Source organism: Sphingomonas lenta (genome assembly GCF_002288825.1).
GTDB lineage: Bacteria > Pseudomonadota > Alphaproteobacteria > Sphingomonadales > Sphingomonadaceae > Sphingomonas > Sphingomonas lenta.
Genome location: NZ_NSLI01000008.1, coordinates 54,824 through 66,042 on the forward strand (window position 1 = coordinate 54,824; position 11,219 = coordinate 66,042).

The following is an 11,219-nucleotide window of genomic DNA, read 5'->3' on the forward strand; positions in this document are numbered from 1 at the left end:
GCCGATCCTCCGCTTTACGTTTTCGCCACGCGTCGACGATATCCCTTCAAGCCGAAGGGCGCCTGTGATATCGGCGCGCTTACTTCGGCCGACACGCTTTGTTGCATGCTTGTGCAAACAGAGGGGAAATGCGTGAATTTTGCGGGGAAGGTCAGACGGGACGCGCTTGAGGCGCAACCGAATCGCGCCGTGACCCGCAAGGATCGTGTCAGGGTGGTGCTCTATTTCGCTCTGATGCTGCTGGACGCGCTCGCCGTACTTGCCGCGTTCGGGCTGGGGTCACTGGTTCGCTTCGGTGATGTGTCAGGCAGATCCGAGGTCGACATAGGAATAGCGGCGCTGCCGTTGTTCATCGGAACCGCGCTCAACAGCGGTGCCTACTCCATCGATGTGCTCCGGACCACGCGGGTCGGCATCTCGCGTGCGCTGGGCGCGTTGCTGTTCGCCTTCGGCTCGCTTCTACTTCTCTTTTACTACCTCCGCATCCTGCAGGACGTGTCGCGGCTCGCGGTCAGTGTCGGCATGGCGGGCAGCTTCGTGCTCGTGGCCGCCTTTCGCATGCTGTTCGCGACCGCGACCCATCGCGCGACCGGTGGCGGGGTCACGTCCGAGTTGATAATCCTCGACCATATCACCTGCCCGACACCGTCATCGGCGCAGGTGATCGACGCGGCGGAGAACGAGCTCCGCCCTGATCTTCGCGATCCTTTGATGCTCGACCGGTTGGCTAAGTGGCTGAAGGGGGTCGACCGGGTGGTGATCGCCTGCCGTCCGGAGGCGCAACGATCCTGGGCGCTGATGCTCAAAGGCGCGAACATACATGGCGAGGTGGTCGCGACCGAGTTCGATGCGGTAGGCGCGATCGGCGTGAATACCTTGTGCGGCCGGACCACGCTACAAGTCTCGACCGGCCCGCTCAGCTTACGTAATCGCATGGTCAAGCGGCTCTTCGATCTGGCGTTCGCCGTACCGGCGCTCATCCTGCTCGCGCCGATGCTCCTCATCACCGCGTTGGCGATCAAGCTCGACAGCAGGGGGCCAGTCTTCTTCCGCCAGATGCGCGTGGGACGGGGAAACGAGCTGTTCGCGGTTTTCAAGTTCCGCAGCATGCACGTCGACAGGTGCGACGCCGATGGCTCGGTGTCCACACGACGTGACGACGACCGCATCACCCGTGTCGGCGCGTTCATCCGCAGGACGAGCATCGACGAACTGCCTCAGCTCCTTAACGTGTTGTTCGGATCGATGAGCATCGTCGGTCCCCGCCCGCACGCGCTCGGCTCGCTAGCCGGCCAACAGCTCTTCTGGGATGTCGACGAACGCTACTGGCACCGGCATGCGCTCAAACCCGGTATCACGGGATTGGCGCAGGTTCGCGGCTTCCGCGGAGCGACCTACCGGCGGGACGACCTAACCCGGCGGCTCCAGGCCGATCTGGAGTACATAGCCGGCTGGTCGGTGTGGCGGGACTTCAAGATCCTACTCTCCACCATCACCGTGGTTGTACACAAGAACGCATATTGAACCGATTTCTCTCGGTGACGAATGACCTGATGCATACCTATAATCGGACCCGATCGGGCGTCGGGTAACCCGTAACGGTGTCTAACGTTTTCATAGGACGCGTCGCTCAGGGCGCCTTGCATCCCGGCCCCAGCCTCACCGTCGTGTTCGCCGTCGATGCGCCTGGGTGCCAGTAGATCAGCCGTCCACCGGTCGGCATGCGAATCGTGCATCGATCCACGATCAGCGTAGTACCCTTGGCTAAGCCGAAGATGGTGCCGGGCCTATCATCCTCGACCAGAAGGTGCCTGATTCGCGCCACGCAGCCGGGGTTTGTCTGGAAATGCCCTTTGACGGGTTTTCTGCTCACAAGCGTGCCGGCCGTCCAATCGCCCCAGCAGCGATAATTGAGCCCGTTCCGCTCGGAGACGACGTTCTCCAATAGGGTTTCGCCCTTGCTGTCGATACCGGCATCCGAATTGTCGCGGTAGGCGCCCCCGATTACGGTCAGCCGCGTCCTCCGCGCGGCCATGACCCCGTCACCGTTCGGGTATTTCGCGGATTGCACGAACCCTTGAGCAGTGACGTTACGCAGCGTCACGTCGCCCGCGACGAGTGACACGCCGGCTACGATCTTCCTGCGCGGCCCCTTGTAGCTGAAGACGCTGTCCTCGATGGTCACCCGCTCGGACCCGTCTTGAATGCGAACGCAGTTGTGGGAGCAATCCGCGATGATCCGGCGCGCGGTGAAATCCTGGTAGCGACGCGATCCTTTGGCGGGCAGCGCGTCGATCCAGCTATAGGTGCTCACCTTACGGTCCGACACCGTTCGCGGTGCGGACTGCGCCATGGCGGGAGCAGCGGGCGCGAGGACGGCGAGAACGAAGAAAATTGTTCGCAACGGTTTGTTGGGCATGCCGATGGGCGGGTAACTCGCCGGCCCTTCGAGTTCCAGTCCGATACAGCTGGCTAGTCGGGATCCGTTTGCCGTATTTCTTAACGGTGCGACGGAACGGGCCGGTGAGAGTCGCATTCTAGTCGAGAGCAACAAAGCGTCGCGCCGCGAAGACGCCCGCTAATTAGGAGAGCGGAGCTGCAGCGGGTCGATGCCGGAAATCTGCCCTCATCCTCTCACGGGGACCTAGCGACGGGCAGAAGCGTCGCCACCCTGACCGTGTCGATGTTTCTGGGCTTATACTTCTGGACAGTCTTATCTATACCGATGTTCGGCTGATCGCTGTGACCGCGCGATGTATCCAACTCGCTTAGGGGAGGAGCAGATCCGTTCGACTGCACGGGTTGCTTCCGCTGAGTTGCCCGATTTTCGATTCCGCGATTTACAATGCTGTTAACTGCGTATTCGGCACCGCGCGAACGATCTATTAAGCAGGGTGCTCATAGAACGGGTGAATGGCTGCCGCATCTTCTCTGCCCGCGCTCGTCGAGACCGCCCCCGAGCCGGTGCTCATCGTTGCCGATCCTCTCGATGGCGACCTCCTTAACTATGAATGCTGGCTACTACCGCCGGGGCGGGCTGATCCCGTGGAGCAGATAGTGCGCGCGGTGTCTTGGATGGCCGGGCCGTTCGCCGTTGCCGCCGGCGCGACCGCGCTCGCGCTTCTGTTCTGATCGTTCCAGCGCGAGCCGTCCGCCAGCAAGGCGACACTTGCCATTCCACAACATCCTCGCGTAGCGGTCTGCCGCGCCGGCGCTCGACGACGCGGGTCGCGCCGCATGTCTGGATCTAGGGGAAACGATGCGCATCACCATGATCGGTTCGGGCTATGTGGGTCTGGTATCGGGCGCGTGCCTGGCCGACTTCGGCCACGAGGTCTGTTGTCTCGACAAGGACGCCGGCAAAATCGAACGGCTGCTCGCTGGCAAGATGCCTATCTACGAGCCCGGACTTGAAGAGCTCGTGGGGCGTAACGTGCAGGCGCAGCGCCTACGCTTCACGACCGATCTAGCCGAAGGAGTGCAAGGCGCGGACGCCGTATTCATCGCAGTAGGCACGCCGTCGCGGCGCGGCGACGGACATGCGGACCTATCCTATGTCTACGCCGCCGCGCGCGAAATTGGCAAGGCGATCACCGGTTATACGGTGGTGGTCACCAAGTCGACAGTGCCTGTCGGGACGGGGGATGAGGTGGAGAGAATCATCCGCGAAGTAAACCCTGGAGCGCAGTTCGGCGTCGTCTCCAACCCCGAGTTCCTGCGCGAAGGCGCGGCGATCGACGACTTCAAGCGGCCCGACCGCATCGTCATCGGTTCGGAGGACGAGCGCGCGACGGAGGTGATGCGCCAGGTCTATCGTCCGCTCTACCTCAACGCCGCGCCCATCCTGGTGACGGGGCGTCGCACGGCCGAGCTGATCAAGTACGCCGGCAACGCGTTCCTCGCGACCAAGATCACCTTCATCAACGAAATCGCGGACCTGTGCGAGAAGGTGGGCGCGGACGTCCAGGACGTGTCGCGGGGCATCGGACTCGACAACCGGATCGGGTCCAAGTTCCTCCACGCCGGCCCCGGCTATGGCGGCTCCTGTTTCCCGAAGGACACGCTGGCGCTGCTCAAGACGAGCCAGGATCATGACGCGCCGCAGCGCATCGTGGAGTCGGTGGTGGCGGTCAACGACAATCGCAAGCGCGCCATGGGCCGCAAGATCATCCACGCCATGGGCGGCGAGGTCAGGGGCAAGACGGTCGCCGTGCTGGGCCTGACGTTCAAGCCCAATACCGACGACATGCGCGATTCGCCCGCGATCACGGTTATCCAGACGCTCCAGGACGCAGGCGCCCGCATCAAGGCCTATGATCCCGAGGGCATGGAGCAGGCCAGGCCCATGCTCCCCGATATCGAGTACTGCCAGGGTCCGTACCAGGCGATCGAGGGCGCGGACGCGCTGGCGATCGTGACCGAGTGGGACGCGTTCCGCGCGCTCGACCTCGGGCGCGTCAAGTCGCTGCTCAACGAGCCGGTGCTGGTCGACCTGCGCAACATCTACAATCCCCATGAAGTGGAGGCCGCGGGCTTCGCCTATACCGGCGTGGGCCGGCGATGAACGTGCGGCCCGACCCCGTTTTAGTCACGGGCGCGGCGGGCTTCATCGGCCACGCCGTCGCGCATCGGCTGCTCGGGCGCGGCGAGCGCGTGATCGGGCTCGATATCGTCAACGACTATTACGATGTCGGGCTCAAGGAGGCGCGGCTATCCACGCTGAACGGCCACGCGGCGTTCGACTTCCACCGGATCGACGTCGCGGACGCCGACCGGGTCGCAGCGCTGGTCCGCGACGCGGGGGTGCGCCGGGTCGTCCACCTCGCCGCGCAAGCGGGAGTCCGCTACAGCCTGGAGAACCCGTTCGCCTATCAGCGGTCGAACCTTCAAGGCCATCTCGCCGTACTGGAGGCCTGCCGCCACGCGCCCGGCTTCGAGCATCTCGTCTACGCCTCGTCGAGCTCCGTCTACGGCGACAAGCCGATGGGCGGCGAGGGGTTCACCGAGGACGAGCCGGCGACGGCGCCCGTGTCGCTCTACGCGGCGACCAAGCGCGCGTGCGAGCTGATGAGCGCGAGCTACGCCGCCCTGTACAAATTCCCACAGACGGGGCTGCGCTTCTTCACCGTCTACGGCCCTTGGGGGCGGCCGGACATGGCGATCTTCGGCTTCACCCGGAAGATACTCTCCGGCGAGCCGATCGAGGTCTATGGCGAGGGGCGCATGGCGCGCGACTTCACCTATATCGACGACATCGTCGACGGCGTGGTCGGCGCGCTCGATCGGGCACCGGCGTCGGGTGAGCACCGCGTCCTCAACATCGGCGACAGCCATCCGGTCGGGCTCATGGACATGATCGGCAGCCTCGAGCGTGCGCTAGGCCGTGAGGCGGTCAAGATCATGCGTCCCATGCAGCCCGGCGACGTGACCGCGACGTTCGCCGACGTGTCGCGGCTGCGCGTGCTGACCGGCTATCGGCCGCGCGTCATGCTCGACGAGGGCATCGATCGTTTCGTGAGCTGGTATCGCGAGTTCTACCAGATGTGACTCGGCGCTGCTAGGATAGTTGGATGGTGACTTGTCTCGCGCCGCAAAGAATATCGAAGGACTGTAAGCTAGGTCAGCTACTAGTCGGGATAAGCTGATAAGCGCTACGCTCTGCTGATACCGACAACGAATTATTCGTAATTGCTGGAACAAGGTACCACGCAGGTCATGGCCGAGCAGGAATCTAGCTAGCGTGCTCTGGCATTGCATGCTGAACCAGGCACCTCCGTGGGAGGAATGACTGTCGCGTTGATCGACTCCGGGGTTAAAATCAGCTGCAACTCCCGATAGCGGCGCAAGAACGGTGCCATAGCCTGGTCGCGCGCAGCACATGCGAGCTGAAAGGCGTTTTCGTTGCCATACCGCTCAGTCGCGAAGAACTTATGCCGCCGCTGGCGTGTAAGCGGATCGTCCCAGTAAGCGAGCCAACCAGCCCGACGAGTCGCCGATTTCGGAGCAAACGTAACTCCCGGTTTGCCTGACCGCGACGAGGCTCGGACATGAAATCGCGCGTGCAACGCTTTAAATTCAAGATGGAGTGCGCTGTTTCGAGAAGCAAGTGTCATCGCAGCGTCGCGCGCGTCCGCAGCCGACCCGTACGCCCGATCACCGAAATAGCGATAGAAGCGTTTGCCTGCAAAGCAGATACTCACCAGCCAACCATTTGCTCGGTTGGTGACTCGATATAGCCGAAAGCCATTGCTATCGCGCTTGGCTACTCGGCGTTGACGATCTTCCGCATCGATCTGGGTCATGGCCTCACTCCGAGCCAAACTTTACGTGTGACAACAAAGAGCTACCTAACGGTGGCGCGAGCGCCAAGCTGCATGAGCTGTCTCAGACTAGCTCGACGTACGTACCGCGCTTCTTAGGAGCTACAAGGATGGAAGGGTCTACCTCAATCAACTTTTCACAAACTCGCTGGAAAGTGGCTAAGTGGAAACGCTGCAGCGAGCAGCTCGCCTTATCAGTGAGAATGAGACATCTGCCAATGGCGAGCTCGGACGATGGTAGAAGATAGTAGTCGGCGATGCGCCTGTTGCACGGGGCCAGCCTGACTAATAAGAAGTAGGTTTCCGTGCCAAGCGGTTCTAGTAAGGCCCGCCACTGATTTGTACCCCGCGGTGATTGAAAGCACAATGCTATACCGACATTCACATGTACTTTCGGGCTGAACCTGAGTGGCAAAACATCATCTTTTACGTCAGCGGTTATAAAATAGCGAAGAAGATGTAACCGGATTTTCACGATGATGTTCGCCGGTGTAGAACCAGATATGACTGCCTCAGTCCTGCGCCTTCCACGCTTATCTTGGGGACAACCAACAAGGTCATATGCGCGACTGATACTACCAAAGCGAGCAACGTAGGTAGAAGGCGACGGCATGTCTACCTCTTGCGAAATCTTATCTATGGTGAGGTGGCCATCTCTCTCGAACAGAGTTTGCAGCATATGTAGCATGTATTCATCCGAGTACATCCGTCGAGACACATCAAGCATCTCACCAGCTTTGCGGAATACCTTCTCGTCTACTATCGCTGTTGATCGGGTGACACCTCTAATCCAAAGCTCCGGAGGATTATCGACACGCTTGCCCTTGAGCTTGTGCGACCTTTTACCGTAAACAGATTCACCTATATAGCGCTCGTTCACCAACATTTTGCGAATTTGCGCTTCGGTCCAGTCAGCTGACCCGCAGCGTTGCTGAGACCGTTTGTTTAGTAAATCAGCGATTTGAGAGGGCCGGAGGCCGTCGTTCACAAACAATCGGAAGATCTGTTGCACTAACTTAACCTCTTTTTGCGGTCCAGGCACAAGAACTACGGTTCCGCCAACGAGTGCTTTACGCTGTCCACGCTCAAGAGTTAGCAGTACCTTTCCGTCATTGTCTAAGAGAACGCGCCGTAGGCCAAAGTTGGCGCTTCCACCTTGATGAAATCCGAGCATTGCACCGCGGATATGTGCAGCAAAGGTTTTTGCTGACAATTCCCTACTATACTCGCCCGCCATCGCCCTTTTCATCAGCTTTATAAAAGTCGTAGTCAGGCTTGTGTCATTTGAAAACGGCTCGGAACAGTAGTGTACGCTCACGCCCGCGGCCTTACACACAAACTCGTAGTAGGCGCTCTCATCTACATCCTGAAAGCGGCCCCATCGGCTGACGTCATAGACGAGGATTGCTGAGTACTCCGCATTTCCGCTCTGGACATCGCAGATTAATCGGCTGAGTCCCCGCCGTCCGCCGATAGTAAGACCGCTTCGCCCCAGATCCTCATAGGTCTCAACGATGTTGAAGCCATTCGCTGATGCGTACTCGGCGATAATCTGCAACTGATTGTCGATCGAGTAGCGCTGCTGATCGGTTGACATCCGAACGTATTGAGCGGCGCGGCTGTTCGGTGATGATCGTTTGCCCATGCAGCAATGCCACAGCCTCAGGAAAGCTCTGCGACGTTGCATAGCAGTTTTCTAGATCATAGAGAAGTTGGTGTGCTTACGTGCCGAGCCAGAGGCGATCCCCAAGTAGTAGAGTCGTGGCATCCGCGGTTTACATCCCGCTTATATGGGATCGCTGCAAGAAGGTGCGCGCCGTGTACGTTACGGGCGAACGCCTCGTGAACACAGCTCAGGCGGCGAGCTAAAGGTAGCACATGTTCCACAGGATCACGGCCGCGACTACCAGGTTCAGGCCCGACGCGCGGTAGCTCTGGTTTTTAAACATCCGGTCCCTGAGCTCGGCCAACTGGTAGAAGATGGCGCGAGCGAGCGCGTTTCTGGCCTCGCCCTTGTTCAGCCCGCCCTGGGTACGGCGGCGAAGATAAGGGTGCGCAGTCAGATCAGCATGAAGGTGGAGTGCTCGATCCGGCTTACCTCGCGTAGCGCCACGGCGAGCCCGGTCACGCGCGGAAATGCGGACAGGCGCTTCAGCACGGCGGACGCGGTCACCCTGCCCGATCGGATTGACGTCGCCATGCGCAGGAGCTCGTCCGCGTGCCGGGCGGCGTGGCCCACATCGACGGGCGTCTTCGGGTCCACCATGGACATTAGGGGCGGGTCGACCACTATGCTCGGCGAAAGGTGCATGCGGAGGTCCTTAAGTCGCGCATTCGGGACGCAAAGCCGTAGCTGAAGAACGGCGCCAGCCCGAACACATGGTCGGGTATTCCGCCCGTGTCGGCCGCGTGCTGCTCGATGACGAGCCCGAACTGGTGATAGAAAAGTCCGTCGAGCACGTGCGGGGCCTCGCCGCGTTGACCGCCATGACCTTGGTGTGCAACGGACCGTACTGGTACAAGACGTGGGTGTAGAACAACACGCCCGGCTCGTTGCCGTGGCGCGCGTTCACGGAGGCGAGCGCTTCGCCGGTTCCGCCCGCGAAGAAGTGCTGCCCGGTACGCGGGCGTAGAGCGCCTAGCGCGCCGCCTTGACCGCGGGCGGCGTGACCGCGCGGAGCGGGGTGATCGACAGCCCCGCCTCGTCCAAACGAACGTCCGGTAGCCGACCCGCGCGGGCGAGCTCGGCGAAAGCCGCAGCGGCCTCTTCAAGTCGGGCACGCCGCTCGGCTAGGTGATCCTCCAATCGCTCGGGCACGGCGAGAGGCGGCGGCCCCGATATTCGAGTTCCGGCTCAACCACGTGCTCCATGTAGACGGCCCGCTGGCGGCCGTGCGCATGGAGCTGCTCGCGCCGGAGATGGTAGATGCCTAAGCTGAAGGACGCGTGCCGCAAAGTGCGGTCCAAGAACGCCGGACCGTTCTGGATAACGCTGGACCTGTTCTTCAGGGACAAGACGACCTACGCCGCCTTTGCGCGCTCGCCCGTGCTATCGCCCGAGGCGATCGGCGCGCTGCTTGGCGTGGCGCCGGACACGGTCAAACGCTTCGATGTGCCCGACCTGCTCGTGGTTAAGCTCTCCTACCCGCGCGCGACGCCGCAGGGCGGCGCGGTCGAGCGCGACATGCACGGCGGCCAGCAATATGTCATGCTCCTCAATGTCGAGCTCTGACTGGCGCGAGGAGCGCCATCCGGTCGAGATCGCACCGGCGGACGTCGACCACATGGGGCATGTCAACAACGCCGCCTAATTGCGCTGTGTTCAGGAGGCGGGGGTGGCGCACTGGACTCGGATCGCGCAGCCGGATGCGTTCACCCGCCACCTCTGGGTCGCGCTTAAGCACGGAGTCACCCGTTGTCGGCCCGCCTTTCTCGGCGACGCGCTGGTCGTCGTGAGCGTCCTGAGAGGCGTCAAGGGTGCGAAAGCGTTCTACCGCACGCCGATCGAGCGCGGCCGCAAGCGCATCATCGAGGCGTTCAGCAATTGGTGCTCGGTGAACGCCGTCACGTAGAGCGTGTCCGGCGGAATCGCGGCTTGGCGCGCGACCGTCATCCGGTGCAACGGCATGACATAGAGGCGCTGGATTCCGGCCCCGGCCGCGACGACGAAGCCAGCCGGCAGCCGATCGGCATTCGCGCCGACGTCGATCGTGCGCGTGACCACGTCGTCAAGGCGCGGCCCCTTGGGCGGCCAGCAAGTCTGCCCATGGCAAGGATCGTCCATCATCTGCACTTCTCACCAAGGTGCGGTGACACCTGTTCGGACGAGGGCGGCCGAGTGGCCACAACAGGCGCGTTCACCGGGTCGAGGCGAGTGCCGTGGCGTTCTCCGCGGCGAGGTCCGCGAGTTCGCGATGGCCGATCGCGTCCAGGAACAACAGGCCCTCGACGGTCGCGAGCAGGAGCGCGGAGGGGCCTGCCGGTCGGCTGTCGCGTCCGGTGTCGATGTGCGACTCCACCCACGCGCTGAAGCCGCCCATGATCGCACCCGCGATCGCCCGATCCGGCATTCGCGACCGCGCCGCGCCGGCGGCGAGCTCGAGCCACAACCGCATGTACGGCTGCAACGATGGCGAGCCCACCGTCGCCCAGACAGCGCGGAGGAGCTCGCCATGCGGCAGCCGCACGCCCGGCGGCAGCGCATCGTCCAGCAACGCCGTGAGGCGCGCCGCAACGTGCTCCAAGGTCACGGCGAGCAGGTCGTCCTTGTCGGCGAAGTAGTAGAGGAGCATGCGGTCGCTCGTCCCCGCGGCGGCCGCCATGGAGCGCAGGCTCGCCCCGGCCATCCCCACCTCCAGCAGGTGATCGGCCATGCGGTCGATCGCCATCCGGCGGCGCGCGTCGCGAATGCTCATGCGTGCTCTGTAGCGCACGCTACGCGAAAATGCTATGTAGCGCATGCTACAGAAGGTGTGATCAAGAGAGGAGCGGACGATGACCGGTTTCTGGCGCAAGTGGATGGTGGCGTGGTGCCTGTCGGTCGGCCTGTTCGGCGTGGTGCTCACCACGGGAGCCTTTCCCGCGACGGATGGGCTCGTCCGGTTCATCCTGGAGACGCTGGGCGGGGCGCCCGTGGAGATGAGCGGGCCGTTGAGGTTCTGTCTCGCCGTCATGGGGCCGGTGACGGTCGGCTGGTGCTTCGCGCTGCTCGCCGCGGTGGCCGCCTCCGATCAGCTCGGCGCGCGGGCCCGCCCGGTCTGGTTGCTGGTCACTGTTGTTGCCCCCTAAAGGCCTGACGGGGTCTCGCGGGTTTGGGTGATGTACTCGCGGGGTGATCTGTAGCCCAGCGCCCTGTGCGGGTGGACGTCGTTGTAGTGGGCGAACCAGCGGGGAAGCTGG

At 62.5% G+C, this 11,219-nt stretch carries 13 protein-coding genes and 1 pseudogene; 6 read left to right on the forward strand and 8 right to left on the reverse strand.

Annotated features, from left to right (window positions below):
- Positions 1-234: 234 nt before the first annotated feature.
- On the forward strand, positions 235-1,524 hold the full coding sequence (locus CKY28_RS17885) for an exopolysaccharide biosynthesis polyprenyl glycosylphosphotransferase (RefSeq protein WP_095999773.1): 1,290 nt from the start codon (positions 235-237) through the stop codon (positions 1,522-1,524).
- Positions 1,525-1,630: 106 nt separating this feature from the next.
- On the opposite strand, the gene CKY28_RS17890 is transcribed toward CKY28_RS17885, so the two are convergent.
- Complete coding sequence (locus CKY28_RS17890; protein ID WP_141244000.1) at positions 1,631-2,419, reverse strand: hypothetical protein; 789 nt, start codon at positions 2,417-2,419, stop codon at positions 1,631-1,633.
- 494 nt (positions 2,420-2,913) lie between these two features.
- On the opposite strand from CKY28_RS17890, the gene CKY28_RS17895 reads away from it, so the two are divergent.
- The 3 genes from CKY28_RS17895 (at position 2,914) to CKY28_RS17905 (ending at position 5,547) form a co-directional block, all read left to right on the forward strand.
- Positions 2,914-3,132 carry a hypothetical protein gene (locus CKY28_RS17895; protein WP_095999758.1) on the forward strand — a complete coding sequence of 73 codons (219 nt, stop codon included), beginning with the start codon at positions 2,914-2,916 and terminating at the stop codon, positions 3,130-3,132.
- A gap of 127 nt (positions 3,133-3,259) precedes the next feature.
- Complete coding sequence (locus tag CKY28_RS17900; RefSeq protein WP_095999759.1) at positions 3,260-4,564, forward strand: UDP-glucose dehydrogenase family protein; 1,305 nt, start codon at positions 3,260-3,262, stop codon at positions 4,562-4,564.
- Entirely contained in the window at positions 4,561-5,547 is a 987-nt protein-coding gene (locus tag CKY28_RS17905) for an SDR family NAD(P)-dependent oxidoreductase (RefSeq protein ID WP_095999760.1), read from the forward strand. Before CKY28_RS17900 ends, CKY28_RS17905 begins: the two co-directional genes overlap by 4 nt.
- Before the next feature lie 188 nt (positions 5,548-5,735).
- Here the strand turns inward: CKY28_RS17905 and CKY28_RS18440 are convergent, their stop codons facing one another.
- The 4 genes and pseudogenes from CKY28_RS18440 to CKY28_RS19405 all read right to left on the reverse strand — a co-directional run bounded on the left by CKY28_RS18440 (position 5,736) and on the right by CKY28_RS19405 (position 9,126).
- On the reverse strand, positions 5,736-6,302 hold the full coding sequence (locus CKY28_RS18440) for an AP2 domain-containing protein (RefSeq protein WP_141244001.1): 567 nt from the start codon (positions 6,300-6,302) through the stop codon (positions 5,736-5,738).
- Positions 6,303-6,384: 82 nt separating this feature from the next.
- Positions 6,385-8,007 (reverse strand): recombinase family protein, encoded by a 1,623-nt coding sequence (locus CKY28_RS17910; RefSeq protein WP_095999761.1) that lies wholly within the window; start codon positions 8,005-8,007, stop codon positions 6,385-6,387.
- Between the two features lie 181 nt (positions 8,008-8,188).
- Positions 8,189-8,938 (reverse strand): annotated as a pseudogene (locus CKY28_RS19215) (Tn3 family transposase); the annotation flags it as partial.
- A 20-nt stretch (positions 8,939-8,958) separates the two neighbouring features.
- Positions 8,959-9,126 carry a hypothetical protein gene (locus CKY28_RS19405; RefSeq protein ID WP_176473193.1) on the reverse strand — a complete coding sequence of 56 codons (168 nt, stop codon included), beginning with the start codon at positions 9,124-9,126 and terminating at the stop codon, positions 8,959-8,961.
- Between the two features lie 120 nt (positions 9,127-9,246).
- Between CKY28_RS19405 and CKY28_RS17930 the strand changes: the two genes are divergently transcribed.
- On the forward strand, positions 9,247-9,552 hold the full coding sequence (locus tag CKY28_RS17930) for a DUF4387 domain-containing protein (RefSeq protein ID WP_095999765.1): 306 nt from the start codon (positions 9,247-9,249) through the stop codon (positions 9,550-9,552).
- A gap of 258 nt (positions 9,553-9,810) precedes the next feature.
- On the opposite strand, the gene CKY28_RS18445 is transcribed toward CKY28_RS17930, so the two are convergent.
- Positions 9,811-10,107, reverse strand: a complete 297-nt coding sequence (locus CKY28_RS18445) for a hypothetical protein (RefSeq protein WP_141244002.1) — start codon at positions 10,105-10,107, stop codon at positions 9,811-9,813.
- 70 nt (positions 10,108-10,177) lie between these two features.
- Complete coding sequence (locus CKY28_RS17940; protein ID WP_176473194.1) at positions 10,178-10,735, reverse strand: TetR family transcriptional regulator; 558 nt, start codon at positions 10,733-10,735, stop codon at positions 10,178-10,180.
- 79 nt (positions 10,736-10,814) lie between these two features.
- Between CKY28_RS17940 and CKY28_RS18915 the strand changes: the two genes are divergently transcribed.
- Positions 10,815-11,108, forward strand: coding sequence for a hypothetical protein (locus CKY28_RS18915; RefSeq protein WP_176473195.1), 294 nt, complete (start codon positions 10,815-10,817; stop codon positions 11,106-11,108).
- On the opposite strand, the gene CKY28_RS17945 is transcribed toward CKY28_RS18915, so the two are convergent.
- Positions 11,105-11,219 (reverse strand): integrase core domain-containing protein (locus CKY28_RS17945; RefSeq protein WP_141243959.1); only part of this gene is annotated, 115 nt, incomplete at its 5' end. The genes CKY28_RS18915 and CKY28_RS17945 overlap by 4 nt on opposite strands.

Bases quoted from the DNA above. Each gene is read 5' to 3' on its own strand.
- CKY28_RS18915 (WP_176473195.1), top strand. From the start codon at position 10,815: ATGACCGGTTTCTGGCGCAAGTGGATGGTGGCGTGGTGCCTGTCGGTC.
- CKY28_RS17895 (WP_095999758.1), top strand. From the start codon at position 2,914: ATGGCTGCCGCATCTTCTCTGCCCGCGCTCGTCGAGACCGCCCCCGAG.
- CKY28_RS18440 (WP_141244001.1), bottom strand. From the start codon at position 6,302: ATGACCCAGATCGATGCGGAAGATCGTCAACGCCGAGTAGCCAAGCGC.
- CKY28_RS18445 (WP_141244002.1), bottom strand. From the start codon at position 10,107: ATGATGGACGATCCTTGCCATGGGCAGACTTGCTGGCCGCCCAAGGGG.
- CKY28_RS17930 (WP_095999765.1), top strand. From the start codon at position 9,247: ATGCCTAAGCTGAAGGACGCGTGCCGCAAAGTGCGGTCCAAGAACGCC.
- CKY28_RS17885 (WP_095999773.1), top strand. From the start codon at position 235: ATGCTGCTGGACGCGCTCGCCGTACTTGCCGCGTTCGGGCTGGGGTCA.
- CKY28_RS17940 (WP_176473194.1), bottom strand. From the start codon at position 10,735: ATGAGCATTCGCGACGCGCGCCGCCGGATGGCGATCGACCGCATGGCC.
- CKY28_RS17905 (WP_095999760.1), top strand. From the start codon at position 4,561: ATGAACGTGCGGCCCGACCCCGTTTTAGTCACGGGCGCGGCGGGCTTC.
- CKY28_RS17890 (WP_141244000.1), bottom strand. From the start codon at position 2,419: ATGCCCAACAAACCGTTGCGAACAATTTTCTTCGTTCTCGCCGTCCTC.
- CKY28_RS17900 (WP_095999759.1), top strand. From the start codon at position 3,260: ATGCGCATCACCATGATCGGTTCGGGCTATGTGGGTCTGGTATCGGGC.
- CKY28_RS17910 (WP_095999761.1), bottom strand. From the start codon at position 8,007: ATGCAACGTCGCAGAGCTTTCCTGAGGCTGTGGCATTGCTGCATGGGC.